Source organism: Nocardioides caricicola, assembly GCF_039541135.1.
GTDB lineage: Bacteria > Actinomycetota > Actinomycetes > Propionibacteriales > Nocardioidaceae > Nocardioides > Nocardioides caricicola.
In genome coordinates this window covers 349,448-374,745 of the sequence record NZ_BAABFQ010000003.1, presented here as the reverse complement: position 1 = coordinate 374,745, position 25,298 = coordinate 349,448, and the positions used below count along the sequence as shown (strand labels likewise).

The following is a 25,298-nucleotide window of genomic DNA, read 5'->3' as shown; positions in this document are numbered from 1 at the left end:
AAACTGTAACAGGTTCTACTATCGATCCCGTGACCTCTCCGGACTCGATCGCGGCCGCTGTGGCGCGACTCACCCAGGCGCAGGAGACGCGGGTGCCGTGCGCGCCCGTCCGCGACCTGATCGGCACCGACGACCTGGATGCGGCGTACGCCGTCCAGCAGGGGCTCGTGCAGGGTCGGCTGGCCGCCGGCGCCACGGTCGTCGGCCGCAAGATCGGCGCGACCTCGGAGGCGGTGCAGACCCAGCTCGGGGTCGACCAGCCCGACTTCGGCTACCTGCTCGACGTCATGGACGTCAGCGCTGGAGTGGGGGGCGACCCGATCTCGATGCGCACCCTGCTGCAGCCGCGGGTCGAGGGCGAGGTCGCGTTCCGCCTCGGGCGTGACATCGACGATGCCGAGATCACCCTGGAGGTGGTCCGCGACGCCGTGGAGGTCGCGCTGCCCGCGCTCGAGATCGTGGACTCGCGGATCGCCGACTGGAAGATCGGGTTCACCGACACCGTCGCCGACAACGCCTCCAGCGGGCTGTTCGTGGTCGGCACCGACGGCCGGACCCTCGACGAGGTCGAGCCGCGCGACGTCACGATGTCGCTCACCATCAACGGCGAGGAGCGCTCCGCCGGCAGCGGCGCCGCCTGCCTCGGCGACCCGCTCGAGGCGCTGCGCTGGCTGGCCGTCCAGGCCCAGCGCTACGGCGAGCCGCTGCGCGCGGGCCAGCTGATCCTGTCCGGGGCCCTGGGCCCGTTCGTGCCGTTCGCCCCGGGAGACCGGGTCGTGGCCACCATCAGCGGCTTCGCGCCGCTCAGCGTCACCTTCGAGGAGTGAGCACCGTGTCAAAGCTGACCGCAGCGATCGTGGGGCCGGGGAACATCGGCACCGACTTGATGTACAAGCTGTTGCGTTCGGAGGTGGTGGAGCCGCGGTGGATGATCGGGGTGGATCCGTCGTCGGAGGGGTTGCGGCTGGCGGCCGAGAAGGGCCTGGAGGCCAGCCACGAGGGGGTGGACTGGTTGCTGAAGCAGGACCAGCTGCCGGACCTGATCTTCGAGGCGACCTCGGCGTATGTGCACCGTGAGTACGCGCCGCGCTACGAGGAGGCGGGGATCCGGGCTGTGGATCTGACTCCTGCGGCGGTGGGGCCGGGGGTGATCCCGCCGGTGAACGGTGAGGAGTTCGTGTCCGCGATGAACGTCAACATGGTGACGTGTGGTGGGCAGGCGACGATCCCGATGGTGGCCGCGGTGTCTCGGGCTGCTGCGGTGTCGTACGCCGAGATCGTGGCGTCGGTGTCGAGCGTGTCGGCGGGGCCGGGGACGCGGGCGAACATCGACGAGTTCACGCGCACGACTGCGGCTGGGGTGACCGGTATCGGTGGTGCCGCGGAGGGCAAGGCGATCATCATCTTGAACCCGGCGGAGCCGCCGATGATCATGCGGGACACGATCTTCTGCGCGGTTGCGCCGGACGCGGATCGCGATGCGATCGTGGCGTCGGTCTTCGCGATGGAGAAGGCCGTGCAGGAGTACGTGCCGGGCTACCGGCTGCTGCAGGAGCCGCAGATCGACGACCCGTCCCCGGCGACGCGTGGGCAGGTGAAGGTGTCGGTGTTCGTGGAGGTCGAGGGCGCGGGCGACTTCCTGCCGCCGTACGCCGGGAACCTCGACATCATGACCGCCGCGGCCGCGCGGGTGGGCGACAACATCGCAAGGAGCATCCTGTGAACGAGCTGACTCGGCGTTGGTCCGACGAACTGGACCTGCGGCTGACAGACACGTGTCTGCGCGACGGGTCGCACCACAAGCGGCACCAGTTCACCGCGACCGAGTGCCATGACATCGTCGAGGCGCTGGATGCCTCCGGGGTGCCGGTGATCGAGGTGACGCACGGTGACGGGTTGGGTGGGTCGTCGTTCAACTACGGGTTCTCCAAGACGTGGGAGCAGGAGCTGATCAAGATCGCGGCCGAGACCGCGAAGCGCGCGAAGATCGCGTTCCTGATGCTCCCGGGTGTCGGCACGAAGGAGGACATCCGGGCCGCGCAGGACAACGGTGGGCAGATCTGCCGGATCGCGACGCACTGCACCGAGGCCGACGTGTCGGTGCAGCACTTCGGGCTGGCCCGCGAGCTCGGTCTGGAGACCGTCGGGTTCTTGATGATGAGCCACACCCAGCCGCCGGAGGTGCTGGCCAAGCAGGCGCGGATCATGGTCGATGCGGGCTGTCAGTGTGTGTACGTCGTGGACTCGGCTGGTGCGTTGATCATGGAGCAGACCGCGGACCGGGTCTGGGCGCTGGTCGCCGAGATCGGTGGTGAGGCCACGGTCGGGTTCCACGGCCACGAGAACCTCGGCCTGGGGGTGGCGAACACGATCATCGCCGCCCGTGCGGGTGCGACCCAGATCGACGGGTCGGTGCGCCGCTTCGGCGCCGGTGCGGGGAACACGCCGCTGGAGGCGTTCGTCGGGGTCTGCGACAAGCTGGGCTGGAAGACCGGGATCGACTTCCTCACGATCGTCGACGCCTCCGAGGACGTCATCAAGCCCGCGATGCCCGAGGAGTGCCAGCTGGACCGGATGACGCTGATGATGGGCTACGCCGGGGTCTACTCCTCCTTCCTCAAGCACGCCGGCAACGCCGCGGAGCGCTACGGCGTCTCGGGCGCGAAGATCCTGCTCGAGGCCGGGCGCCGCAAGCTCATCGGCGGCCAGGAGGACCAGCTCATCGACATCGCCCTCATGCTCAAGGCCGAGCAGGACAAGGAGGCGGCCAACAGCTGATGCTCGACGACGGGGACGTGAAGGCGACGATGCCACCGGTGGCCGAGACCGCGACCACGGGCACCGGCGCGCCGGCGCTGGTCCGTCGGTCCGCCCCGCGGCCGGTGGTGCTCACCGAGATGGTCTGCGTGGCGCCACTTCGGAGGGCGTGGCCGTAGGCCACGCCCTGCTCAGGGCGGGCGAACGTCATCATCCTCGTCCCGACAGCGCGGCGAGGTCGCGCCACCACGAGAGGCGGTTGGGGCGGCCGTCGTAGTCCTTGCGCTGGTTCGCACCGCTCACCCCAGGGAGCACGAACACCTGGGCGGGTCCGAGGTACCAGTCGGCCGGCCCGAGCCCGGGGCGGCGTACGCCCAGCGCCCGGGCCGCCTCGTGCGCGACGGTCTTGCTGGTGAACGCCAGCCACTCCGGCCGCCAGCGCTCCAGCTTGCCGACCAGGGCGTCGAGCTCGACCCACCGCGGGTCCCAGTGCCCGACCAGGTCGGTGAGCCCGAGGCCGAGGTCGGCGACGACGTGGTCCTCCTCGGGCCGCAGCCGGCGCGGGGAGAGACCGCTGAGGTGCAGCGACTCCCAGAAGCTGTTGCCGGGCGTCTCGTAGTAGTGGTCGCGCAGCTTGGTGCTCTCGGCCCCCGCCAGCCCGCAGAAGACGATCACCGGCTCCGGGGCGACGATGTCGGGAAGCACCTCCACCCCACCACCCTGACAGAGGCCCGGGTGGGCACCGGGCCGGTGAGGCAGCGACAGGTGCGCCCCCTGACTAATCGGCTAGTAAGTCTGGGTCGGGCGCGGTCGGGGCGCTCGTCGTTGACGGAGACGCCGGGCCGCGGGCTGACCGGCTCACGGTTCAGTGCTTGCAGATCAGCCCGCCGTCGACGACCAGCTCGGTGCCGGTGACGAAGGACGCGTCGTCGGAGAGCAGGAAGGCGACGACGGTGGCGATCTCGCGCGGCTGGGCCATCCGACCGAGCGGCGTCGACTGCTCGAACTCCGCCTTCACCTCGGGGATGTCCAGAGCGGGCTGGAGCATCGGCGTGACCACGAAGCCGGGGCAGACGGCGTTCACGCGGACGCCCTCGGGGCCGAGCTGCGCGGCCATCGAGCGGGTCAGGCCGAGGAGGCCGGCCTTCGAGGCGCAGTACGACGGGATCCACGGGTTGGCCGCGATGCCCTCGATCGACGAGACGCCGACGATCGACGGGCCGGCGCTGCGGTCGAGGTGGGGGAGCGCCGCCTGGGTGAGCAGGGCGTGCGCACGCAGGTTCACGTCGACGACCAGGTCCCAGGCGTCGGCGGTCAGCGCGCCGATGGGCGTCGGGTCCACCCGGCCGGCGGCGTGCACGAGCCCGGTGAGCCCGCCCAGCGCCTCGACCGCCTCGGCGACCGGCGCCTCGAGGTCGCCGGTGACGTCGACGACCTGGCCGTGGGCGCCGATCCGCCCGGCCACCTCCAGCGTGTCCGGTGCGACGTCCCAGATCGCGACCTTCGCACCGCGCTCGAGCAGCACCTCGGCGCTGGCCAGCCCGATGCCGGACGCGCCGCCGGTGACGATGACCCGCTTGCCGTTCACAGGACGAACCTCGCCTTGATGCAGTCCGAGCCGCGCGCGCCGACCGCGGCGTACGCCGCTGCCGCGTCGGCGAGGTCGAAGGTGTGGGTGAAGAGGCCGCCGGTGTCGATCCGCCCGTGCTGCACGAGCGGCACCAGGTCCGCCCAGGTGCGGTGGACCGGAGCCGTCGTCATCCGCAGCGTGATGCTGCGGTAGACGCCCATCAGCGCCCCGAGGGGGTACGGGTTCATGTCGTGCACCCCGATCAGCGAGACGGTGCCGCCCGCGCGGACGCTCGCGAACGCGTCGTCGATCGTCGCGTCGATGGCCACGGCATCGATCACCGAGTCCGCGCCCCGCCCGCCCGTCGCTGCCATCACCGCGTCGAGCAGCGGCCCGTCCACGCTCGTCGCGCCGGCCTCGGCCGCGAGCTCGCGGCGGCCGGACACCGGGTCGTAGGCGAGCACCTGGCCGGCACCCTGCAGCAGCGCGGACCGTACGGCGCACTGGCCGACGGCGCCGAGCCCGAGGACGACGACGGTGCCACCTGCTGGGATGTCGGCGCGCTGGGCGCCCGCCCAGCCGGTGCCGAGGTTGTCGGTCAACAGCAGCGCGGCCTCGTCGTCGACACCGTCGGGGATGCGGAGCAGCTGGAAGTCGGCGGCCGGCACGGCGAGCAGCTCGCTCTGCCCGCCACCGAGCTCGCCGGACCCGAACACCTTCGGTCCCTGCACGCACGTGACCGGGTCGCCGGTCGCGCAGCCCACGCAGTCGCCGCAGCCCGCGACCGAGGCGACGAGCACGCGGTCGCCGGCCCGGAAGCGGCGTACGTCGGCGCCGACCTCCACGACCTCGCCGATCACCTCGTGACCGACGGCCACCGGGAAGAACGGGAGGTCACCGTCGTAGAAGTGGAGGTCGGAGCCGCAGATGGCCGCGGACCGGACGCGGACCAGCGCGTCACCCGCGCCGGCGAGCACCGGGTCGGGGACGGTCTGGACCTCGATCTGGCCGGGTCCGGTGACGATGACGGAGCGCATGGCGCACACCGTAGGGCTGTTTACACATTCTGAGAAGTGTGTACTCTCCGCCGCATGCGCAACGTGCACTCCGGGCGGCCGTTCACCGCCGCCGAGTTCTCCGACGAGCAGCTGGCCGCCGCGCTGGAGGACCTCTCGGTCCCCGCCCTGCTCGCCTCCTGCGTGCACATGAGCCGACCCGAGGACCGGGCCGCGATCCTCGCCGGCGAGCTGCGCCCGCTGGGCAGCTTCCTCAACGAGTACCAGGGGTTCATGGCTCCCGAGGCCCAGGCCGAGGCGCGCGCGTTCGCCCTCGACGTGATCCGGGACTGGCGGGACCGGGGCTGCCCGGAGCCGGAGCCGGTGGCGCCGGAGATGGTCCACCAGCTGATGTCGTGGATCGTCGGCGCCGAGGTCGGCGACGAGTACGTCCCGATGATGCTGGAGGAGCTCGAGCTCGAGGGCACCGACGTCCGCGCGGTCGGTGCGGTCGACGGGGCCGCCGACTATCCCGTGGTGATCATCGGCGCCGGCATGTCGGGCATCCTGGCCGCGATCCGGCTCTCGGAGGCCGGCTTCCCGTTCGTGATCGTCGAGAAGAACGCCGGACCGGGTGGGACCTGGTGGGAGAACACCTACCCGGGCGCCCGCGTGGACGTGGGTGGCCACTTCTACTGCTACAGCTTCGAGCCCGACGACCACTGGACCGAGTTCTTCCCCCGCCAGCCCGAGGTGCAGGCGTACTTCCAGCGCACGTTCGACCGGCACGGCCTGGGCGCGCACACCCGGTTCGCCACCGAGGTCCTGGGCGCGGCCTGGGACGAGGTCGCGGGCACCTGGTCGGTCGAGCTGGACGACGGATCGACACTCGTCGCCCGAGCGGTCGTGGCGGCCGTCGGCCAGATGAACCGGCCGTTCGTGCCGGACGTGCCCGGGTCGTTCGACGGGCCGGCGTTCCACACGGCGACGTGGGACCACGAGGTCGACCTCACCGGCAAGCGCGTGGTGATGGTGGGAGCCGGGGCGACCGGCTTCCAGGTGGCGCCCGCGATCGCCGACCAGGTGCAGACGCTGACCGTCATCCAGCGCACCGCGCAGTGGATGTTCCCGAACCCGGGCTACCACGACAGCGTCGGACCCGGCGTCGGCTGGGCGATCCGGCACCTGCCGTTCTACGGCCGGTGGTTCCGGTTCCTGATCTTCTGGCCGGGCTGCGACGCCGGGCTCGCCGCGGCGAAGGTCGATCCGACCTGGGAGCACCAGGAGACCTCGGTCAGCGAGGTCAACGACATCGCCCGCGCGATGTTCTCCGAGTGGATCACCAGCCAGCTGCCCGACGACCCGGAGCTGGTCGCGAAGGTGGTCCCCGACTACCCGGCAACCGGCAAGCGCACGCTGCAGGACAACGGCAGCTGGCTGCGGACGCTCAGCAAGGAGAACGTCACGCTGGTGCGGGCCGGGGTCGACCGGCTCGAGGCCGACGGCGTCGTCGACAGCCTCGGCGAGCACCACCCCGCCGACGTGGTCGTGTGGGCGACCGGCTTCCGGGTCAACGACTTCCTGCTGCCGCTGCGCATCATCGGCCGCGACGGCCACGACCTCCGCGAGACCTGGGGGAGCGCGCCGCGCGCCCACCTCGGCGTCACCGTCAGCGGCTTCCCGAACCTCTTCCTGCTCTACGGACCGAACACCAACCTCGCCAGCGGCGGGAGCATCATCTTCGCCTCGGAGTGCGAGGTCACGTTCCTGGTCGAGTGCCTGCGGCTGCTCGCCGAGGGCGGGCACACGGCGATCGAGCCGACGCAGGCGGCGTACGACGAGTGGTACCAGCGCGTCCAGGCCGAGGCGCAGACGATGGTGTGGGCCTCGCCCCACATCGCCCACAACTACTACAAGAACGCCGAGGGCGACGTGCACGGGCTCAACCCGTTCCGCATCGTCGACTACTGGGGCTGGACACGCCGCCCGGACCCGGCCGACTACCAGCTGTCGTGACCGCACGCGACCGCTCCCGCGAGCGGATCCTCGACGCCGCCGAGGCGTGCCTGCGCCGGGACGGGATCCGGCGTACGACGGTGCAGGCGGTGGCCGACGAGGCTGGGCTGTCGCGGGTGTACGTCTACCGGTTCTTCCCCGACAAGGCGACGCTGATCTCGGCGGCGCTGATCCGCCGGGACGAGGAGTTCTGGTCCACGGCTGACGCCCGGGTGTCGGCGGCCGCGTCGTTCTCGGAGATGGTCGCGGAGGCCGTGCTGATGTCGAGCGCGGCACCGCTGGGCCCGCTGGCGCTGGACCTGGCGGAGGCCGAGCCGCAGGAGTACGCCGAGGTGATGGGCACATTCGTCCACGAGGTCGTCCCTGGTCTCGCGGGCTTCTGGGTCGACCAGCTCACCGCCGCGCAGGAGCGCGGCCTGGTCCGGCGCGACGTGGACGTCGTCGCCGGTGCGGAGTGGGTGATCCGGGTCGTGGTCTCGCTCGTCGGTGTCCCTGGTCGGGCCGTCGACATCACCGACCGGGCGTCCCTCGTCGCGCACCTTGACGCCTTCCTCAGCCCGGCGTTCGCCGATGCGTAGCCGGCTCGCGGCGGGGCGCTTCCACCCCGAGCTGCGCACCGGGTCGCGGCTGCTGCCACGCGCCGCGGTGAGCCCGCGGCTGGTACCCCTGCTGCGCACAGGGATCCAGCGGCTGCCCGCCGATCCGGACTTCTTCGAGACCCAGGTGTCGCCGACCGCCTCGGTCCGGGTCTACCGCCCCACCCACGCCCCGACGCGGAGCCCGGCACTGCTCTACGTCCACGGCGGCGGTCTGCTGATCGGGAGCCCGTTGCAGGACGAGCCGGCGCTGCGCTCCGTCGCCGACGAGCTCGGCGTCGTGGTGGCGACGGTGCGGTACCGGCTCGCCCCGGAGCACCGGTTCCCGGCGGCGCGCGACGACTGCTACGACGCCGTGCGGTGGCTCGCCGCCCAGCCCGGGATCGACGCGAGCCGGGTCGCCATCGGCGGCGGCAGCGCCGGGGGAGGGCTGGCCGCGGCCGTCGCCCTGCACGCGCGCGGCCAGGGCGGACCCGCGCTGTGCCTCCAGCTGCTGGTCTACCCGATGCTCGACGACCGCACCGCCGCACGCCCCGACCCGGATCGCGAGCACCGCAGGCTGTGGAGCAACGAGGCCAACCGCTTCGGCTGGTCGAGCTACCTCGGCCACGCGCCCGGACGGCCCGGCGTCGACCCGACCGCCGCGCCCGCCCGCTGCGAGGACCTCGCCGGCCTCCCACCGGCCTGGATCGGCGTCGGCACCCTCGACCTCTTCCACGACGAGGCGCTGGCGTACGCCGACCGGCTGCGCGCCGCGGGCGTCGCCTGCACCACCGGGGTGGTGCCCGGCGCGTTCCACGGGTTCGACGCGTTCGCGGACAAGCCCGTGGTCCGTGAGTTCCGCGCCAGCCAGGTCGCCGCCCTGCGGTCGGCGTTCGGGCTCTAGCCGGCGCCGCGCCGCCGGATCCGCCAGCCGGCCCAGGCGAACGCGCCGAGGGGGATCGGCAGCCAGAACGAGAACAGCCGGTAGAGCAGCGTCGCGATGATCGCGGTCTCGGTGGGGACGCCGATCAGCGCGAGCATGCCGGTGAGGCCGACGTCGACGAAGCCCACGCCACCGGGGGTGATCGGGACGATCGCGAGCGCCTGCGAGACGACGAACGCGAGCAGCACCTCCGACGGCCGGGCGTGCACGCCGAAGGCGACGAGCGCCGCGACCAGGGAGGCGTAGTCGAACATCCGACTCGCGGCCATCGCGAACACCGAGCGCCACCACCGGCCGTGGAACGCGTCGGCGATCCGCTCGCGCTGCGCGAGCAGCCCGCCGGAGACGCCCGCGGGCGTCACCGTGCGGCGCATCAGGTGCACGACCGACCCGATCCCGCGACCGGCCACGTCCAGCACCCGGGGCCAGGTGAGGACGGTGACGCCGATCGTGACGATCACGGCGGCGAGGACCACCGAGACGAGCAGGCCGAGCTGCAGCTGCTCGGCCGGCGGCGGCCCGATGAGCAGCGCGGGGATCGTGAGGATCGGCAGCAGGAACAGCACGGCGTTGTTCAGCAGCGCGATCGCGCCGAGCCCGGAGGCGACCGCCTTCGGCGGCTGCCCGTCGTCGATGAGGATCTTCGCCTGGATCACCCCACCGGTCGCGCCGCCGCCGGGCAGGATCTTGGCCGCGGCGCTGCCGGCCAGCTGGGCCGTCGCGGTCGCCCTCCAGCCGAGGCGGGGCGCGTCGTGCGGCTCGTGGCGCCCCGGCCGCATCGCCAGCTTGGTCAGCCACCACAGCGACACCAGGCGACCGGCCTGGAGCGCGGCGAGCACGAAGAACCACGGGACGTCGACCGTGGCGAGCTGTGGCCACGACGCGAACATCGTGATCAGGCTGGGTGCCACGACGTACAGGCCGACGGCGGTGATCGTCAGGCCGACCGCCCGGCCGCCCCACCGCTTGACCAGGGTGCGGTGGGAGCGCTCGGGCATGGCGCCACCGTCCCGGACCCGGGAGCCCTCCGGTTCACCCGAGGTGGGTGGTTCTCGACCAAAACGAGAACGTGTTCTAGTATCGATCCTGTTCACTCAGTGACAGGAGATGTCGATGTCCCAGGCTGTTCTCGACGGCGTCCGCGACCTGCTGCCCGGCATCCGGGAGCGGGCCGACGAGGCCGAGCGACTCCGTGTGGTCCCCGAGGCGTCGATCAAGGAGCTGGAGGAGGTCGGGTTCTTCCGGCTGCTCCAGCCCAAGCGCTTCGACGGGTTCGAGTCCGACCCTGTCGACTTCTACACCGCGGTGCGCGACATCGCGGGTGCGTGCGGCTCGACGGGCTGGGTCTCCAGCGTCGTCGGCGTGCACCCGTGGCAGGTCGCGCTGTTCCCCGAGGAGGCCCAGCAGGCCGTGTGGGGCGCGGACACCAGCACCCGGCTGAGCTCGTCGTACGCTCCGACCGGCAAGGCCACGGTGACCGACGGCGGCTACACGCTGTCCGGCAAGTGGAGCTTCTCGTCCGGCTGTGACCACTGCTCCTGGGTGCTGCTCGGCGGCCTGGTCTTCAACGCCGACGGCAACGTCGTCGACTTCAAGACGTTCATGGTGCCGCGCGAGAACTACACGATCGTCGACGTCTGGCACATGGTCGGCCTGTCGGGCACGGGCTCCAACGACATCGTCGTCGAGGACGTCTTCGTGCCCGAGGCGTTCACGCTGAGCATGGGCGACACCGGCCGCTGCTTCGGCCCCGGCCAGGAGCAGAACACCAGCGAGCTCTACAAGCTGCCGTTCCACTCGATCTTCACCGGCACCATCACGACGCCGATCATCGGCATGGCGCGCGGCGCGTACGCCGAGCACGTCGACATGCAGCAGAAGCGGGTGCGCGCGGCGTACCTCGGCGAGAAGGCGTCGCTCGACCCGTTCGCCGCGGTCCGCATCGCGAAGGCGTCCTCGGAGATCGACGCCGCCTGGGCGCTGCTGGTCAACAACATCCGCGAGGAGCAGGCGCACGTCGCCAAGGGCGAGCAGATCCCGCTCGGGCTGCGGCTGCGGGTCCGCCGCGACCAGGTGCTCGGCACCCAGCGCGCGATCGACGCGATCGACTCGCTGTTCGAGGCCTCCGGCGGCCGCGCGCTCACCCAGGGCACATACCTGCAGCGGGCGTGGCGCGACGCGCACGCCGGGCGGGTGCACGCCGCCAACGACCCGGAGCGGGCGCTGCAGATGTACGGCGCGCACGAGTTCGGGCACAAGGTCGACCCGGGGATGTACTGAGTTGTCTGACACGGTGACCATCACCAAGGCGAGCGTCCAGCACTCTGCGAAGGCAGGGGACATCACGCTCAACTACTACGAGGCGGGAGAGCCCACCGACATCGGTGGCGGTCTGCCGTTGGTCATGCTGCACGGCGGTGGGCCGGGAGCATCGGCGTGGTCGAACTTCGGCAGTGCGCTGCCGAAGTTCGCCTCGTCGTTCCGCACCCTGCTGATCGACCAGCCGGGCTTCGGCGGCTCCGACAAGCCGCCGGTCGTCGGCAACTACTACCGGCACTCGGCCGACCACGTGGTCAAGCTGCTCGACGAGCTCGGCATCGACCGGGTGCACCTGCTCGGCAACAGCCTGGGCGGCGGTACGGCGATGCGGCTGGCGCTCAGCCACCCCGACCGCGTCGGCCGGCTGGTGCTGATGGGACCGGGCGGGCTCTCGCTCAACCTGTTCCACGCCGACCCGACCGAGGGGGTCCAGCGGCTGATGGACTTCGGGGCCGACCCGACGCCCGAGCGGCTGCGCGCGTTCATCTCGACGATGGTGGTGAACCAGGAGCTGGTGACCGACGAGCTGGTCGCCGAGCGTTTCGCCGACGCGACCGCCCCCGGCGCCCAGGACGCGATGCGCTCGATGGGCATGTCGTTCTGGAACCCGGAGACGGCCGAGGACGGCATGCTGTGGCGCGAGGCGCACCGGCTGCGCAAGCACACGCTGCTGACCTGGGGCCGCGAGGACCGGGTGAACCCGCTGGACGGCGCGATGGTCGCCCTCAAGCTGATCCCGAAGGCGCAGCTGCATGTCTTCCCGAACTGTGGGCACTGGGCCCAGATCGAGGCGGCCGACGAGTTCGCCGACATCACGACCGCCTTCCTCGCCCGTCACGTAGAGAGGTCGAAGCAGTGATCGACGTGAAGAGCATGGGCTACGTCCGCGTCGCCAGCACCGACCTGTCCCAGTGGGAGACGTTCGCCGGCAAGGTCCTCGGCCTCGCTGCCGGGCGCGGCCCCAACCCGGACAACCAGTACTGGCGCATCGACCAGGTCTCGGCCCGGCTCGTGGTGTTCCCCTCCGACGTCGACCAGCTCGCGGCCACCGGCTGGGAGCTCGCCGACCACCGCGCCCTGCAGGAGGCCCGCGAGCACCTCAGCAAGGCCGGCGTGGACTTCGAGGAGGGCACCAAGGAGGAGCTCGACGAGCGCCGGGTGCAGGAGCTGATCCGGTTCAGCGACCCCTGGGACAACGTCTTCGAGCTCTTCCACGGCATCACCTACGAGTCGCGGCCGGTGGTCACGCCGTACGCCGCCACGTTCGTCACCGGGGACCAGGGGATGGGGCACATCGTGCTGCCGGTGCTCGACGACGTCGAGGCGCTGCGGTTCTACACCGACGTGCTCGGCTTCCGGCTGCGCGACTCGATGAGCATGCCGGGGGAGTTCGTCGGCAAGGAGCCCGGCTCGAAGGTCTGGCTGCGCTTCCTGGGCGTGAACCCGCGGCACCACTCGCTCGCGTTCCTGCCGATGCCGAACCCCTCCAAGTGCGTGCACATCATGCTGGAGGTCGACGAGCTCGACCACGTCGGCCGCGCCCTGGAGCGGGTCCGCAAGCACGGCGCGCCGCTCTCGGCGACGCTGGGCCGGCACATGAACGACGAGATGATCTCGTTCTACGTGAAGTCACCCGGTGGCTTCGACGTCGAGTTCGGGACCGACGGCCTCACGGTCGACGACGGGCGCTGGGTGGCGCGCGAGTCGACGGCCGTGTCGTACTGGGGTCACGACTTCGGCGGCGGCCAGTGAAAGACTGATCCCATGACCTCGGACATTCCGGAGGGGATGAGCCCGGACGCCCGGGAGACCTGGCCGAGCCCGGAGCTGATCAGCTCCTGGCTGGGCGACCAGGACATCGACTTCGAGCTGCGCCCGGGCGAGGACATCGCCGTCCACGACGACCCGGAGCACGTCGCCGCCGCGCGCCGGTTCCGCGACGTGCTCGGGCAGTTCGCCTCGGGTGTCACGGTGGTGACCGGCATCAGCCACGGCGAGCCGGTCGGCCTGACCTGTCAGTCGTTCTCCAGCGTCTCGCTGGACCCGCCCCTGGTGCTGTTCATCCCGGCGAAGACCTCCCGGGCGTGGCCGCTGATCCAGCGCTCGGGCAGGTTCTGCGTGAACTTCCTCGGCGCCGACCAGGCCGAGCTGTCCAACACGATGGCCAGCCGGGGCACCGACAAGTTCGCGGACGTGAAGTGGACCCCGGCGCCGATCACCGGCTCCCCGGTCCTCGAAGGCGTGCTGGCGCACGTCGACTGCACGATCCACCAGGTGCACGAGGCCGGCGACCACTACGTCGTCATCGGTCGGGTGGCCGAGCTGGCGGTCCACGACGACGCGGCCGCGGAGCCGCTGCTGTTCTACGCCGGCCAGTACCGCACCACCGACCCGCGCTGACAACCGATCCCACAGCCGCGGCGTCCGGGTCGATGAAGCTCCCTGGCTCGCGGCGACATCCGAGCCTGAGAAGGGACCGGCCCGAAATGGGTTCGACCCACCCGCGATGCGGGTGGGTCGAAGAGGTACGACGAGGTCAGATACGGATCCGCGTCTGGTTGGCGGTCGACGTCGGCCAGACCTCGGTCTCGGTGATGTCCTCGGTGAGGGTGTCGACGTCCTGGTCCTGAAAGGTCTCGTTGGCATCCACGTGGCCACCCTAGGTAGCCGATCCGAGGCAGGCGAGTTGCGACGGCGTGAGATAGGTCTCAGCTGGCCGGCAGGCGGTCGGCGTCGTCCTTGGCGAAGCCGGTCCACGTCGTACGACGCGGGTTCGCGACCGAGCGCGGGAGCACGTCCAGCTCGTCGGTCTCGTCGAGAAGTGCCTCTGCGGCGATGGCGAAGGTGGTCATGAGCCGAACATAGGAGTGACACGTGTGACTGGCGAGGTTTCGGACGAAATCGGCGCGGAAAGGCCGGATCGGTCCAGAGCGATCGGTAACGGCTCGTCCACGAAACGTCCACAAGCCTTCCCACGCAAGGGATCTGGCCGCTACGGCGTCAGCTGCGCCACGCGGAGGTGGGGCCCGCTCCGGCTCAGAGGCGCACGAGTTTCCGGTGCTCTCGCGGGCTCCCGAACAGCTGGCCGAGCGCGTGCGCACGCTTGAACACCAGCTGCGCGTCGTGCTCCCAGGTGATCGCGATGCCACCGTGCAGCTGCACGGTCTCGCCGGCGATGTGCGAGAGCGCGTCGCAGCAGTAGGACTTCGCGACGTGCGCGAGGCGCTCGGCGTCCTCGGCGTGGGTGGCGACGGCGTACGACGCCGCCCACGACGCGGTGCGCGACATCTCCAGCAGCACCAGCATGTCGGCCATCCGGTGCTTGAGCGCCTGGAAGGAGCCGATCGGGCGGCCGAACTGCACGCGCTCCTGGGAGTACGAGACCGTCATGTCCAGGGCTCGCTCGGCGCACCCGACGGCGAGCGCGGCGACCCCGGCCGCGCCGACCAGCCGGGCTCGGTCGCGGGCCTTGCCGGCGTCGCCGATGGGCGTCGCGGATCCGCCGGCCACGGTGGCGAGCCGGATCGTCTGGTCCATGGTGGTGACCCAGGTGCGCTCGGCGTCCGCGAGCTCGACGAGACCGTCGTCGGTGGCCGCGACGAGCACGGACGCGAGGTCGCCGTCGAGCACCGGACCGTCCCCGTCGACGAAGGCCGCGACCTCACCCTCGGCGATCCGGGGGAGCAGCCGTTGCTTGGCGTCCTCGTCCGCCCCGGCCAGCAACGCCTCCGAGGTCACCAGGGAGGACAGCAGCGGCGACGGCGCCAGCGACCGGCCGACCTCCTCGAGCGCGACGAGCGACTCGAACAACGAGAACCCGGCACCGCCGTACTCCTCGGGGATGCCGAGCGCGGGCACGCCGATCTGCTCGCAGAGCGTCTGCCAGAGCGACTCGTCGTACTGCTCGGCACGGGCGTCGGCGCGCTTGGCCAGCAACGACCGCACGGTCGAGGCGAGCTCGCGCTGCTCCTCGGTGAGCGCGAAGTCCATCAGACGAGCCCTTCCAACAGCCGCTGCCGGTGGTAGGCCGGCGTCCCCCACGCGGTGACCAGCGCGCGGACCTTGGTGAGCCAGATGCTCAGGTCGAACTCCTGGGTGTAGCCGATGGCGCCGTGCACCTGCAGGCCCGTGCGGGCGGAGCGGTACGCCGCGTCCGCGCACGCCACCTTGGCTGCGGACGCCGGCACCTCGCCCAGGGCCGCGCCCAGCACCAGCGGGCGGGCGAAGTCGAGCGCGATGCGCACGTCGGCAAGCTGGTGCTTGATCGCCTGGTAGGACCCGATCTCGCGGCCGAACTGCTTGCGCTGCTTCACGTAGGTCACCGAGTCGTCGAGGATCCGCTCGCCGCAGCCGAGCAGCTGCGCCGAGACCGCGATGACCGCCCGGTCGAACGCAGCCTGGTCGATCTCGGTGGTGCCCTCGACCTCGAAGAGGCGCCGGGTGCGGTCGACGGAGCCGTGCCGCGCCCCGACCTCGGTGACGTTGTCGGCGATGTCGGCGTCCAGGGCGTACGGCACGACCGGCGGCAGGGCGACGGTCCGGATGCCTTCCTCCGCGCCCAGGTAGCCGACCGACTCGACCCAGGGACCGGGCACGGCGTGTCGGCCGAGCGCCTCGAACGCGATGCACATCTCGACCGGCGTCTCGTCGGTCGCGAGCGACGTCACGCCCATCTCGGCGAGGCGTTCCCAGAGCTTGAGCCCGGGCTCGTGGTCGCCGTCGGCCCAGGCCCGGGCGACCGCGACAGTGTCGGCGTTGGCCAGCAGGGAGTCCAGGGCAGACGCGAAGTCCTTCTGGTCCCCGTCGAGGACGAACTTCACTTCCTCACCTCTCGCGGCAGGCCGAGGATGCGCTCGGCGACGATGTTGCGCTGGATCTCGTTGGTGCCCGCGTAGATCGGGCCGGAGAGCGCGAACGTGTAGCCGTCGAGCCAGCGCGACTCCACCTCCGCCTCGGGGCCGAGCAGGTCGAGCGCGGTCTCGTGCAGCGCGATGTCGAGCTCGGACCAGAACACCTTGTTCACCGAGCCCGCGGCGCCGATGTCGCCTCCACCGGCCAGCTTCGTGACCGTGCCCCACGTGTAGAGCCGGTAGGCCTGCGCCTTGATCCAGGCGTCCACGACGCCGTCGGCGAACGTCGGGTCGGGCTGCTCGCGGTAGAGGTCGACGAGCCGGTCGGCGGCCGCGCAGAACCGGCCGGGGGAGCGCAGCGAGAGGCCGCGCTCGTTGCCGGCGGTCGACATCGCGACCCGCCAGCCGTCGCCGGGCGCGCCGAGCACGTCGGAGTCCGGCACGAACACGTCCTCGAAGAACACCTCCGCGAACCCGGCCTCCCCGTCGAGCTGGGCGATCGGCCGCACGGTCACGCCGTCCGCGTCGAGCGGGAAGAGGAAGTACGTCAGCCCGTGGTGCCGCTGGGCCTCCGGGTCGGAGCGGAACAGGCCGAAGCCCCAGTGCGCGTACGTCGCCCGTGAGGACCAGGTCTTCTGGCCGTTGAGCACCCAGCCGCCACGCTGGTCGTCACGAGTCGCGGTGGAGCGCAGCGAGGCGAGGTCGGAGCCCGCCTCGGGCTCGGACCAGCACTGCGCCCAGATCTTCTCGCCGGTGGCCATCGAGGGGAGGAACCGGTCCTGCTGCTCCTTCGTGCCGTGGTCGAACAGGATCGGCGAGAGCAGGAAGATGCCGTTCTGGCTGACCCGGCCCGGTGCGCCGGCGCGGTAGTACTCCTCCTCGAAGATCACCCACTCGACCAGCGAGGCGCCGCGGCCGTGGTACTCCTCGGGCCACGACACGACCGCCCAGCGCGCGTCGGCGAGCTTCTGCTCCCACTCCTGGTGGGCGACGAAGCCGTCGGCGGTGTCCATCGACGGCAGCGGCTCGCTCGGCACGTTCGCGGCCAGCCACTCCCGGGCCTCGTCGCGGAAGGCCAGCTCGGACTCGGACAAGGTCAGGTCCAACAGAGGTCCTCTCGTCGGTGGTTGAGGTGCGACGAGCGCCAGCGAGGAGCCTCGAAACCACCTCCGGGCTCGGGTGGTTTCGAGGCTCGCTTCGCTCGCACCTCAACCACCGCGCAACTCGTTCTTCAGCACCTTGCCGGACAGGTTCCGCGGCAGACCGTCGACGACCTCGACGTACCGCGGGACCTTGAAGTTCGCGAGGCGCTCCTTGGCGAAGGCGATCACGTCGTCGGGCGTGGCCGTGCCCACGACGAACGCCTTGCCGACCTCGCCCATCCGGTCGTCGGGCACGCCGACGACCGCGACGTCGGCCACGCCGTCCAGGCGGGCCAGCGTCTGCTCGACCTCGGCGGGGTACACGTTGAACCCGCCGGAGATGTACATGTCCTTGAGTCGGTCGGTGATCGCGAGGTTGCCGTGCTCGTCAAGGGTCCCGACGTCGCCGGTGTGCAGCCAACCGTCCGCGTCGATCGCCTCGGCCGTCGCCTCCGGGTCGTCGAGGTAGCCGAGCATCACGTAGTCGCCCCGGACCAGCAGCTCTCCGTTGTCGGCGATCCGCGTCTCCATGCCTGGGATCGCGCGGCCGTTGGTGCTCGCCACGGTCTCCGCCGAGTCGCCCTCGCGGCACATCGTGACCACGACGGCCTCGGTCATCCCGAACGCCGTGACGACCTGGTCGATCCGGAGCTCGTCGCGCATCCGCTCGATCAGCACGACCGGCACGACGGCCGCTCCGGTGACCGCGAGCCGCAGCGAGGACAGGTCGCGCTCCTCGCGGCCGGGGGCGTTGAGCAGGGAGGTGAAGATCGTCGGCGCACCGGGGAGCACGGTGATCCGCTCCTCCTCGATCAGCCGCATCGTCTCGTCGAGGTCGAACGTCGCGAGCGGGTAGAGCGTCGCGCCGGTCAGCAGCCCGACCACGATGCCGATCTTGTAGCCGAACGAGTGGAAGAACGGGTTCACGACGAGGTATCGGTCGTCCTGCCGGACCCCGCCGAGCTCCGCCCACGCGCGCGCGACGCCGACCGTCTGCCGGTGCGCGCTCATCGCGCCCTTGGAGCGTCCGGTGGTGCCGGACGTGAAGAGGATGTCGGCAACGTCGTCCGGCGTGACGTCGGCAGGCGCGGCGCCCGCGGCCTCGGTGGCCATCAGGTCGGCCAGCGTCGTGACGACCCCGGCGTCCACGCCGGCGTCGCGCAGCTCCTGGACCTGGTCGCGCCCGAGGAAGCCGTCGTGGACCACGACCCGCGCGGCGGAGGTGCGCTCGACGACGTCGGCGACCTCGGCGCCGACGTAGCGCGAGTTGACCGGCACCAGGACGCCGCCGGCGTACGAGACGGCGAGGGCGGCCACGGCCCAGTCGATGCTGTTCGGACCCCAGATCACGACCCGGTCGCCGGAGGCGATGCCGTAGGCCGCACTGGTCCGCTCCACGAGCCGCAGGAGCTCGGCGTACGAGACCGTCCGGTCGCCTTCCCGGTAGGCCGCGTGGTCGCCGAAACGCTCCGCGGCGTCGCGGAGCAGGGCGGGCAATGTCTCCTGACCAAGCATTTGCTTGGTACAGTACCACCCGTGGACCTGACCTACTCCGAGGAGGACCAGGCATTTCGCGCCGAGGTGCGGGCCTGGCTCGAGGAGCACCTGACCGGCGACTGGCTCGCGCTGCGTGGGCTCGGTGGTCCCGGGCGCGACCACGAGGCGCACGAGGAGCGGGTCGCGTGGAACCGGCTGCTGGCCGAGCACGGCTGGACCTGCCTGGGCTGGCCGACCGAGTACGGCGGCCGCGGGCTCAGCCTGGTCCAGCAGGTGATCTTCCACGAGGAGTACGCCCGTGCGGACGCGCCGGTGCGCGTCAACCACCTCGGCGAGGAGCTGCTCGGCCCGACGCTGATCGCGTTCGGCACCGAGGAGCAGAAGCGGCGGTTCCTGCCGAAGATCGTGGCGGTCGAGGAGCTGTGGGCGCAGGGCTACTCCGAGCCGAACGCCGGCTCCGACCTCGCCAACGTGCAGACCAAGGCGCGTCTCGAGGGCTCTGCCGATGACGGGGAGTGGGTCATCGACGGCCAGAAGGTGTGGACGTCGAACGCCCACGAGAGCCAGTGGCTGTTCGTCGTGGCGCGCACCGAGCCCGGGTCCGAGCGGCACCGCGGCCTGTCGTTCCTGCTGGTCCCGATCGACCAGGACGGCGTGGAGGTCCGGCCGATCGAGCAGCTGACCGGCGGCTCGGAGTTCAACGAGGTGTTCTTCACCGGCGCCCGCACCTCGGCCGATCTCGTCGTCGGCGAGCCCGGCGACGGGTGGAAGGTTGCGATGGCGCTGCTCGGCTTCGAGCGCGGCGTGTCCGTGCTCGGCCAGGTCGTCGGATTCTTCCGCGAGCTGGAGGCGCTGCTCGACGTGGCGAAGCAGAACGGCGCCATCGAGGACCCCGTCGTCCGCGACCGGCTGGCCGGCCTGGCCGTCGAGCTCGACGTGATCCGGTTCCAGGCACTGCGGGGGCTGTCCGAGGACGACCCGGCCCAGGCCTCGATCTTCAAGCTGGTCTGGGCGAACTGGCACAAGCGTCTCGGCGAGGTGTCGATGGACGTCGTCGGCGCCGAGGGCCTCACCGCTGGAGCGCCGTACGACCTCGACCGCTGGCAGCGGCTCTTCCTGTTCTCCCGTGCCGACACGATCTACGGCGGCAGCGACGAGGTGCAGCGCAACATCCTCGCCGAGCGTGTGCTCGGCCTTCCTCGAGAGGCACGCGGATGACCGCCCCTGAGTACGTCCCTGGACACGACCTCCTGGCCGGCAAGGTCGTCGCGGTCACCGCCGGCGCGGGTGCGGGCATCGGCGCGTCCGTCGTCCGCCGCGCGCTCGAGGAGGGTGCGAAGGCGGTGGTCTTCAGCGACACCCACGAGCGCCGGCTCGCGGAGGCGGAGGCAACGCTCGCCGAGGAGTTCGGCGCCGACCGCGTGCGGCAGCTGGTCTGCGACGTGACCGACGAGGCGCAGCTGACGGCGTTCCTGGACGCGGCCGACGAGTTCGGCGGCATCGACGTCATGGTCAACAACGCCGGACTGGGCGGTACGGCGAGCATCCTCGAGATGACCGACGAGCAGTGGACGCGGGTCCTCGACATCACGCTGACCGGCACGTTCCGCTGCATCCGGGCCGCCGGCAACCGCATGGTGGCGGCCGGCAAGAAGGGCGTGATCGTCAACAACGCCTCGGTGATCGGCTGGCGCGCGCAGGAGGGGCAGGCGCACTACGCCGCGGCCAAGGCCGGCGTGATGGCGCTGACCCGGTCCGCGGCGATGGACCTGGCGCCGCACGGGATCCGGGTCAACGCGGTGTCGCCGAGCCTGGCCATGCACCCGTTCCTCGCGAAGGTCACGTCCGACGAGCTGCTCGCGGAGCTGAAGGACCGCGAGGCGTTCAAGCGTGCCGCGGAGCCGTGGGAGGTCGCGAACGTGATGGTGTTCCTCGCCAGCGACTACGCGTCGTACATGACCGGCGAAGTCGTGTCTGTGAGCAGCCAGCATGCCTAAGGAGACACCGGCCTCGGCGACGCGGCGCGACGAGCTGCTCGAGATCGCCGCCGAGCTCTTCGCCGAGAAGGGCTTCAAGAACACCACGGTCCGCGACATCGCCGACGCCGCCGGCATCCTCTCGGGGAGCCTCTACCACCACTTCGACTCCAAGGAGTCGATGGTCGACGAGATCCTGCAGACGTTCCAGACCGAGCTGTTCGCGGCGTACGACGAGGTGATCGCCAGCGACGCCGACGCGCGGACCAAGATCGAGCGGGCGGTCCGGCTGTCGTTCGAGGCGATCGACCAGCACCGCTACGAGGTCGCGATCTTCCAGAACGAGGCGGACTTCCTGGGCGGCTTCGAGCGGTTCGGCTACCTCGCCGAGCGCAACGCCCAGTCGCGCGAGGTCTGGATGACCCTGCTCAACGAGGGCGTGAAGACCGGCGCGCTGCGCAAGGACCTGAACATCGAGCTCACCTACCGGTTCATCCGCGACACCGTCTGGGTCGCGGTCCGGTGGTACCGCCCCGGCGGGGAGCTCAGCCACACCGAGGTGGCGGACCAGTACCTCACCATTCTTCTCGATGGGATTGCTCATGCCTGAGGCCTACATCGTCGACGCTGTCAGAACTCCTGTGGGCAAGCGCGGGGGAGCGCTCGCTGCGATGCACTCCGCCGACCTCGCCGCCCACACGTTGGCCGCGCTGGTGCGGCGTACCGGCGTCGACCCCGGGGCCGTCGACGACGTGATCCTCGGCTGCTGCGACACGATCGGCTCGCAGGCGGGTGACGTCGCGCGGACGGCGTGGCTGGTCGCCGGGCTGCCCGACCATGTCCCGGGCGTGACCATCGACCGCCAGTGCGGCTCGTCGCAGCAGGCGGTGCACTTCGCGGCCCAGGGCGTCATGTCGGGCACCCAGGACCTCGTGGTCGCGGGCGGCGTGCAGAACATGAGCGCGATCCCGATCTCGGCGGCGATGATCGTCGGCCAGCAGTACGGCTTCTCGACGCCGTTCGCGGAGTCGCCGGGCTGGCAGGCGCGGTACGGCGACCAGGAGGTCAGCCAGTTCCGCTCGGCCGAGATGATCGCGGAGAAGTGGGACTTCTCCCGCGAGAGCATGGAGGAGTTCGCGCTGGCCTCGCACGAGCGGGCGCGGACGGCGATCGCGGAGGGCCGGTTCAAGAACGAGATCGACCCCGTTGGCGACTTCGACACCGACCAGTGCCCGCGCGAGACCACGCTGGAGAAGATGGCCGGCCTCGACCCGCTGGCGCCGGGTGGCCGGATCACCGCGGCCATGGCCTCGCAGATCTGTGACGGCTCCGCCGCGCTGCTCATCGCGTCGGAGCGCGCGGTCGCCGAGCACGGGCTCACCCCGCGCGCGCGGATCCACCACCTCTCGGTGCGCGGCGACGACCCCGTCTGGATGCTCACCGGGCCGATCCGGGCGACCAAGCACGCCTTGGACAAGACCGGCCTGTCGGTCGAGGACATCGACCTGTTCGAGTGCAACGAGGCGTTCGCCCCCGTCGTGCTCGCCTGGATGCACGAGATCGGCGTCCCGCACGAGAAGGTCAACGTGAACGGCGGTGGCATCGCCCTCGGTCACCCGATCGGCGCCACCGGTGCGCGGCTGATGACCACGATGCTCAACGAGCTCGAGCGGACCGGTGGGCGGTACGGCCTGCAGACGATGTGCGAGGGCGGCGGTCAGGCCAACGTGACCATCATCGAGCGGCTCTAGCTCAGTTGAGCATCCGCATCGTCGACGGGACGCCGCCGCCGCGGTGCACGTCCTCGACGAGCTCCTGGAGCGCGGTGAGTGCGACGTTCTGCGACATCGGGCCGTAGGAGACCCGCGCGACACCGAGCTCCTGCAACCGGGCGAGCGACGGCACGCCGGGGATCCCGATCATCGTCAGCCGCTGGGGACCGAAGGCGTCGACCAGCGTGACCACCTGGTCCTCGTCCAGACGGGCGGGCACGAACACCACGGGCGCGCCGGCATCGAGGAACGCCTTGCCGCGCTCGACGGCCTCCGCGAGGACCTCGCCCTGGTCGCGGTCGCGGCCCTTCACGAACGCATCGGTGCGCGCATTCAGCACGAAGTCGACACCTTCCTGCTCGGCGGCCTTCATGATCTTCTCCACGTTCGCCGCCGCCTCCGCGAGCGGGCGCATCTGGTCCTCGATGTTGGCGCCGACGACGCCGATGCCGATCGCGCGGCGCACGGTCTCGGCCGGGTCGCCGTAGCCGCCCTCGAGGTCCGCGGTCACGGGGAGGTCGGTCGAGGCGACGATGCGGCCGACCGCCTCGAGCATCAGGTCGACGGGGATGTTCTCCCCGTCGGGGTAGCCGTAGGACGCGGCGATCGAGTGGCTCGCGGTCGCCAGCGCTGTCGTGCCCTCGACGTCCGCGACCACCTTCGCGCTGATCACGTCCCAGACGTTCACGACGGTGAGGAGCTCGGGTGCCTGGTGGAGCCGGAGGAGGGTGGTCGCCTTGGTCTGGGTCGCGGTGTCAGCCATGCCCCCACGGTACTCAGCGGAAGGTGAGCCAGAGCCCCAGGAACGTCGGCACCACGCCGAGCAGCAGCCACGGCGACAGCATCTTGAACTGGTGGATCGCCCGGAACACCGCGACCGCGATGACGCCGAAGGCGCCGGCCAGGATGTTCAGGCCCACCTGGGCGTCGGTGCGCGCGTCGTCGACGTACATCGCCGCGATCACCAGGCCGAAGGCCAGGTGCACGATCGTGGTGGCCGCGAGCACCGAGAGCACCCACTTCTGCACCGGCTCGAGGTGCATCGACCCGCTCGCCTGCGACTTGACCTCGCGGCGCGGGTTGTCGGGGTCCATCAGGTGGCGGGGACGCTTCTTCGCCTGCGGCTCGGACACGTCCCCATTGTCTCGCGCCCGGGGCGCGGACCCGAATCGGGGCCGGTCAGGTGGGCTGGCGGCGCGCGAAGATCAGTGAGCAGAACAGGACGAGGTACGCCGCGACGGCACCGAGCCCGGCCGCGGCGGCTAGCGCGAAGCCCAGGTTGTAGAGGTCGTCGGAGTAGCCGAACGCCTGGGTCAGCAGGGAGCGCATGCTGTCCTCGGTGTCGCCGAAGTCGGGCATGAACGCGCCGAACGCGAACAGCCCGAGCCAGGTGAGCACCTGCGACCACGTCTGGAGCGGAGTGAGCGCGCGCGGCCGGCCGTCCTGGGTGTAGGCGAGCACCGTGGTGACCAGCAGTGCGATGAACACGACGGGCACGACCGTGAACATGAAGAACACGAAGAACCAGCCGCCGACGCCGAACACGATGCGACCCAGCCATACCCACGCGACCAGGAAGAGGTTGACCGGGATCATCAACAGGAGAACGGCGCGGCCCACCGCCGAAGACTAGGGCTCCAACCACCAGGGACTGGTGTAGGCCACGCCGAAGTCGTTGCCGGGGTGGCCCTCCGGTCCAGACGTGGCGTTGCGCTGGGACGGGTCGGCGACGCGCACGAGGAACCAGTCACCGTCGGCGACGTCGACGGGTACGTCGAGCTCGACGACCGGGCCGACCAGGAAGTCCTCGACGTGAGCGACCGTCGGCGCCGCCGCGCCGGACCGCAGCACCTGGGCGGTCAGCGGACGTCCGACCCACTCGTCGTCGCGGGCGAGGTCGAGCCGGATGCGCACGACCCCGCGCTCGAGCGGGATCGTCGAGCCCATCCGGTACGTGCGGCCACCTTGCGGGGTGGCGGTGGCGTCGACCCGCAGCCCGGACGTCGGGGTCGCGAAGAACCGCCGGGCGCGCATCGCGCGCTTCACGCCCTGCCGGCTGTGCTCGTCGACCCACAGCCCGGTCCGGCCCTTGCCCTCGGGGAACCCCCAGTCGGTCCCGTGCTCGTCGGTGACGCCGGTGATGCCGGTGCGCCAGCCCGCGTCGAGGCACGCGACCAGCGGCGAGGTCCTGCCGTCCGCCCAGCCCTCGAACAGGAAGTCGTCGGTGCGGTTGAACATCTCGAGCGACACCACGCGGTCGCGCACGCGCGGGTCGTAGCAGAACTCCTGGAACCGTCCCGGCTCGCGCCCGGGGTGGTTGAACCCGGCGAGCCCACCCGCGCCGCCGTCGAGCACCAGGCCCGGCTCTCGGCGCAGCCAGTCCAGCAGCGGTTGCATCAGCCCGGCCTGGAGAACGTCGACGTAGTGCTCGGTGAACCAGACGTTCACGTGCCCGAGCAGCGGCTCGGACCACTCGAAGCCCCGGATCGCGGTGAACGTGCCCGGGAGGTCGGCCGCGTCCGCCAGCGTCCTCGTCTGCTGCCACCCCGACGGGGTGAGCCCGCCGAGCTGGCTGTACTCCGGTGGCAGGATCCCGGCGAGCACGTCGCCGAGCAGGTTGTCGGAGATCGTGGCGTGGTCGGTGAGGGCCGCGACGTCGAGGCCCGCGTCGCGCATCGACTGGAAGGCGCGCGCGGGGTCGCCGTCCCCGTCGGACAGCAGGGTGTGGTTGTGCAGGTCGGCGTGCACCAGGCGGGTGCCTTGGGTCAGGCGCGACCGGCGCGAGGCGCCCGTGCCCGCGACGGCGGGCGCGGTCGGCGCCAGCGAGCCGGCGAGCAGCAGGCCGCCACCGGCGCCGAGGACGGTTCGTCGGGTCACTCCCTC

28 protein-coding genes are annotated in these 25,298 nt (G+C 71.2%); 15 read left to right on the top strand and 13 right to left on the bottom strand.

Features of this window, described 5'->3' with window-relative positions:
* Window positions 1-29: 29 nt before the first annotated feature.
* The 4 genes from ABD875_RS03535 to ABD875_RS03520 are packed head-to-tail and all read left to right on the top strand — an operon-like array spanning window position 30 to window position 2,936.
* The gene (locus ABD875_RS03535) at window positions 30-827 is read left to right on the top strand and encodes a 2-keto-4-pentenoate hydratase (protein WP_345171255.1); all 798 of its coding nucleotides are present in this window, start codon (window positions 30-32) and stop codon (window positions 825-827) included.
* Complete coding sequence (locus tag ABD875_RS03530) at window positions 824-1,723, top strand: acetaldehyde dehydrogenase (acetylating) (protein ID WP_425576176.1); 900 nt, start codon at window positions 824-826, stop codon at window positions 1,721-1,723. Before ABD875_RS03535 ends, ABD875_RS03530 begins: the two co-directional genes overlap by 4 nt.
* Complete coding sequence (gene dmpG / locus ABD875_RS03525) at window positions 1,720-2,778, top strand: 4-hydroxy-2-oxovalerate aldolase (protein ID WP_345171253.1); 1,059 nt, start codon at window positions 1,720-1,722, stop codon at window positions 2,776-2,778. Before ABD875_RS03530 ends, dmpG begins: the two co-directional genes overlap by 4 nt.
* On the top strand, window positions 2,778-2,936 hold the full coding sequence (locus tag ABD875_RS03520) for a hypothetical protein (protein ID WP_345171251.1): 159 nt from the start codon (window positions 2,778-2,780) through the stop codon (window positions 2,934-2,936). The genes dmpG and ABD875_RS03520 overlap by 1 nt, the downstream gene beginning before the upstream one ends.
* Window positions 2,937-2,967: 31 nt before the next feature.
* On the opposite strand, the gene ABD875_RS03515 is transcribed toward ABD875_RS03520, so the two are convergent.
* The 3 genes from ABD875_RS03515 to ABD875_RS03505 all read right to left on the bottom strand — a co-directional run bounded on the left by ABD875_RS03515 (window position 2,968) and on the right by ABD875_RS03505 (window position 5,364).
* Window positions 2,968-3,468 (bottom strand): mismatch-specific DNA-glycosylase, encoded by a 501-nt coding sequence (locus ABD875_RS03515; protein WP_345171249.1) that lies wholly within the window; start codon window positions 3,466-3,468, stop codon window positions 2,968-2,970.
* Window positions 3,469-3,622: 154 nt separating this feature from the next.
* Window positions 3,623-4,345, bottom strand: a complete 723-nt coding sequence (locus ABD875_RS03510) for an SDR family NAD(P)-dependent oxidoreductase (protein WP_345171247.1) — start codon at window positions 4,343-4,345, stop codon at window positions 3,623-3,625.
* Entirely contained in the window at window positions 4,342-5,364 is a 1,023-nt protein-coding gene (locus tag ABD875_RS03505; RefSeq protein ID WP_345171245.1) for an alcohol dehydrogenase catalytic domain-containing protein, read from the bottom strand. Before ABD875_RS03505 ends, ABD875_RS03510 begins: the two co-directional genes overlap by 4 nt.
* Window positions 5,365-5,418: 54 nt before the next feature.
* On the opposite strand from ABD875_RS03505, the gene ABD875_RS03500 reads away from it, so the two are divergent.
* Genes ABD875_RS03500 through ABD875_RS03490 form a run of 3 tightly spaced genes read left to right on the top strand, consistent with a single transcriptional unit; the run spans window position 5,419 to window position 8,820 of the window.
* Window positions 5,419-7,338 (top strand): flavin-containing monooxygenase, encoded by a 1,920-nt coding sequence (locus tag ABD875_RS03500; protein WP_345171243.1) that lies wholly within the window; start codon window positions 5,419-5,421, stop codon window positions 7,336-7,338.
* Complete coding sequence (locus ABD875_RS03495) at window positions 7,335-7,916, top strand: TetR/AcrR family transcriptional regulator (RefSeq protein ID WP_345171241.1); 582 nt, start codon at window positions 7,335-7,337, stop codon at window positions 7,914-7,916. Before ABD875_RS03500 ends, ABD875_RS03495 begins: the two co-directional genes overlap by 4 nt.
* Window positions 7,909-8,820, top strand: coding sequence for an alpha/beta hydrolase (locus ABD875_RS03490; RefSeq protein ID WP_345171239.1), 912 nt, complete (start codon window positions 7,909-7,911; stop codon window positions 8,818-8,820). Before ABD875_RS03495 ends, ABD875_RS03490 begins: the two co-directional genes overlap by 8 nt.
* Here ABD875_RS03490 and ABD875_RS03485 read toward each other — a convergent pair.
* Window positions 8,817-9,857, bottom strand: coding sequence for a lysylphosphatidylglycerol synthase transmembrane domain-containing protein (locus ABD875_RS03485; protein WP_345171237.1), 1,041 nt, complete (start codon window positions 9,855-9,857; stop codon window positions 8,817-8,819). The two genes, ABD875_RS03490 and ABD875_RS03485, sit on opposite strands and share 4 nt — an antisense overlap.
* A gap of 115 nt (window positions 9,858-9,972) precedes the next feature.
* On the opposite strand from ABD875_RS03485, the gene hsaA reads away from it, so the two are divergent.
* From hsaA to ABD875_RS03465, 4 genes are read left to right on the top strand one after another with little or no spacing between them, the layout of a single operon-like run.
* A complete protein-coding gene (gene hsaA, locus ABD875_RS03480; RefSeq protein ID WP_345171235.1) occupies window positions 9,973-11,139 on the top strand; it encodes a 3-hydroxy-9,10-secoandrosta-1,3,5(10)-triene-9,17-dione monooxygenase oxygenase subunit in 1,167 nt (388 codons plus the stop codon).
* 13 nt (window positions 11,140-11,152) lie between these two features.
* Window positions 11,153-12,037, top strand: coding sequence for a 4,5:9,10-diseco-3-hydroxy-5,9,17-trioxoandrosta-1(10),2-diene-4-oate hydrolase (gene hsaD, locus ABD875_RS03475; RefSeq protein WP_345171233.1), 885 nt, complete (start codon window positions 11,153-11,155; stop codon window positions 12,035-12,037).
* Entirely contained in the window at window positions 12,034-12,930 is an 897-nt protein-coding gene (hsaC, locus tag ABD875_RS03470; RefSeq protein WP_345171231.1) for an iron-dependent extradiol dioxygenase HsaC, read from the top strand. The genes hsaD and hsaC overlap by 4 nt, the downstream gene beginning before the upstream one ends.
* 12 nt (window positions 12,931-12,942) lie before the next feature.
* Window positions 12,943-13,578: a flavin reductase family protein gene (locus ABD875_RS03465; RefSeq protein WP_345171229.1), complete on the top strand. Its 636-nt coding sequence runs from the start codon at window positions 12,943-12,945 to the stop codon at window positions 13,576-13,578.
* Window positions 13,579-13,886: 308 nt separating this feature from the next.
* On the opposite strand, the gene ABD875_RS03460 is transcribed toward ABD875_RS03465, so the two are convergent.
* The 5 genes from ABD875_RS03460 to ABD875_RS03440 all read right to left on the bottom strand — a co-directional run bounded on the left by ABD875_RS03460 (window position 13,887) and on the right by ABD875_RS03440 (window position 18,667).
* On the bottom strand, window positions 13,887-14,030 hold the full coding sequence (locus tag ABD875_RS03460; protein ID WP_345171227.1) for a hypothetical protein: 144 nt from the start codon (window positions 14,028-14,030) through the stop codon (window positions 13,887-13,889).
* 184 nt (window positions 14,031-14,214) lie between these two features.
* A complete protein-coding gene (locus tag ABD875_RS03455) occupies window positions 14,215-15,168 on the bottom strand; it encodes an acyl-CoA dehydrogenase family protein (RefSeq protein ID WP_345171225.1) in 954 nt (317 codons plus the stop codon).
* The gene (locus ABD875_RS03450; RefSeq protein ID WP_345171223.1) at window positions 15,168-15,998 is read right to left on the bottom strand and encodes an acyl-CoA dehydrogenase family protein; all 831 of its coding nucleotides are present in this window, start codon (window positions 15,996-15,998) and stop codon (window positions 15,168-15,170) included. The genes ABD875_RS03455 and ABD875_RS03450 overlap by 1 nt, the downstream gene beginning before the upstream one ends.
* On the bottom strand, window positions 15,995-17,134 hold the full coding sequence (locus ABD875_RS03445) for an acyl-CoA dehydrogenase family protein (RefSeq protein ID WP_345171221.1): 1,140 nt from the start codon (window positions 17,132-17,134) through the stop codon (window positions 15,995-15,997). The genes ABD875_RS03450 and ABD875_RS03445 overlap by 4 nt, the downstream gene beginning before the upstream one ends.
* 102 nt (window positions 17,135-17,236) lie before the next feature.
* On the bottom strand, window positions 17,237-18,667 hold the full coding sequence (locus ABD875_RS03440; protein WP_345171219.1) for a FadD3 family acyl-CoA ligase: 1,431 nt from the start codon (window positions 18,665-18,667) through the stop codon (window positions 17,237-17,239).
* A gap of 39 nt (window positions 18,668-18,706) precedes the next feature.
* Between ABD875_RS03440 and ABD875_RS03435 the strand changes: the two genes are divergently transcribed.
* From ABD875_RS03435 to ABD875_RS03420, 4 genes are read left to right on the top strand one after another with little or no spacing between them, the layout of a single operon-like run.
* Entirely contained in the window at window positions 18,707-19,885 is a 1,179-nt protein-coding gene (locus tag ABD875_RS03435; RefSeq protein ID WP_345171217.1) for an acyl-CoA dehydrogenase family protein, read from the top strand.
* Window positions 19,882-20,664, top strand: a complete 783-nt coding sequence (locus ABD875_RS03430; RefSeq protein ID WP_345171215.1) for an SDR family oxidoreductase — start codon at window positions 19,882-19,884, stop codon at window positions 20,662-20,664. The genes ABD875_RS03435 and ABD875_RS03430 overlap by 4 nt, the downstream gene beginning before the upstream one ends.
* Window positions 20,657-21,253: a TetR/AcrR family transcriptional regulator gene (locus ABD875_RS03425; protein ID WP_345171213.1), complete on the top strand. Its 597-nt coding sequence runs from the start codon at window positions 20,657-20,659 to the stop codon at window positions 21,251-21,253. The genes ABD875_RS03430 and ABD875_RS03425 overlap by 8 nt, the downstream gene beginning before the upstream one ends.
* The gene (locus ABD875_RS03420; protein ID WP_345171211.1) at window positions 21,246-22,394 is read left to right on the top strand and encodes an acetyl-CoA C-acetyltransferase; all 1,149 of its coding nucleotides are present in this window, start codon (window positions 21,246-21,248) and stop codon (window positions 22,392-22,394) included. The genes ABD875_RS03425 and ABD875_RS03420 overlap by 8 nt, the downstream gene beginning before the upstream one ends.
* 1 nt (window position 22,395) lies before the next feature.
* Here ABD875_RS03420 and ABD875_RS03415 read toward each other — a convergent pair whose 3' ends face one another.
* From ABD875_RS03415 to ABD875_RS03400, 4 genes are read right to left on the bottom strand one after another with little or no spacing between them, the layout of a single operon-like run.
* Complete coding sequence (locus ABD875_RS03415) at window positions 22,396-23,178, bottom strand: isocitrate lyase/PEP mutase family protein (RefSeq protein WP_345171209.1); 783 nt, start codon at window positions 23,176-23,178, stop codon at window positions 22,396-22,398.
* 13 nt (window positions 23,179-23,191) lie between these two features.
* A complete protein-coding gene (locus ABD875_RS03410; RefSeq protein ID WP_345171207.1) occupies window positions 23,192-23,548 on the bottom strand; it encodes a hypothetical protein in 357 nt (118 codons plus the stop codon).
* 46 nt (window positions 23,549-23,594) lie between these two features.
* On the bottom strand, window positions 23,595-24,035 hold the full coding sequence (locus ABD875_RS03405; protein WP_345171205.1) for a hypothetical protein: 441 nt from the start codon (window positions 24,033-24,035) through the stop codon (window positions 23,595-23,597).
* Window positions 24,036-24,044: 9 nt separating this feature from the next.
* Window positions 24,045-25,292, bottom strand: a complete 1,248-nt coding sequence (locus ABD875_RS03400; protein WP_345171203.1) for a CehA/McbA family metallohydrolase domain-containing protein — start codon at window positions 25,290-25,292, stop codon at window positions 24,045-24,047.
* Between the last annotated feature and the right edge of the window lie 6 nt (window positions 25,293-25,298).

Bases quoted from the DNA above. Each gene is read 5' to 3' on its own strand.
- ABD875_RS03520 (WP_345171251.1), top strand. From the start codon at position 2,778: ATGCTCGACGACGGGGACGTGAAGGCGACGATGCCACCGGTGGCCGAG.
- ABD875_RS03505 (WP_345171245.1), bottom strand. From the start codon at position 5,364: ATGCGCTCCGTCATCGTCACCGGACCCGGCCAGATCGAGGTCCAGACC.
- ABD875_RS03500 (WP_345171243.1), top strand. From the start codon at position 5,419: ATGCGCAACGTGCACTCCGGGCGGCCGTTCACCGCCGCCGAGTTCTCC.
- ABD875_RS03490 (WP_345171239.1), top strand. From the start codon at position 7,909: ATGCGTAGCCGGCTCGCGGCGGGGCGCTTCCACCCCGAGCTGCGCACC.
- ABD875_RS03485 (WP_345171237.1), bottom strand. From the start codon at position 9,857: ATGCCCGAGCGCTCCCACCGCACCCTGGTCAAGCGGTGGGGCGGCCGG.
- hsaA (WP_345171235.1), top strand. From the start codon at position 9,973: ATGTCCCAGGCTGTTCTCGACGGCGTCCGCGACCTGCTGCCCGGCATC.
- ABD875_RS03465 (WP_345171229.1), top strand. From the start codon at position 12,943: ATGACCTCGGACATTCCGGAGGGGATGAGCCCGGACGCCCGGGAGACC.
- ABD875_RS03460 (WP_345171227.1), bottom strand. From the start codon at position 14,030: ATGACCACCTTCGCCATCGCCGCAGAGGCACTTCTCGACGAGACCGAC.
- ABD875_RS03455 (WP_345171225.1), bottom strand. From the start codon at position 15,168: ATGGACTTCGCGCTCACCGAGGAGCAGCGCGAGCTCGCCTCGACCGTG.
- ABD875_RS03430 (WP_345171215.1), top strand. From the start codon at position 19,882: ATGACCGCCCCTGAGTACGTCCCTGGACACGACCTCCTGGCCGGCAAG.
- ABD875_RS03425 (WP_345171213.1), top strand. From the start codon at position 20,657: ATGCCTAAGGAGACACCGGCCTCGGCGACGCGGCGCGACGAGCTGCTC.
- ABD875_RS03420 (WP_345171211.1), top strand. From the start codon at position 21,246: ATGCCTGAGGCCTACATCGTCGACGCTGTCAGAACTCCTGTGGGCAAG.
- ABD875_RS03415 (WP_345171209.1), bottom strand. From the start codon at position 23,178: ATGGCTGACACCGCGACCCAGACCAAGGCGACCACCCTCCTCCGGCTC.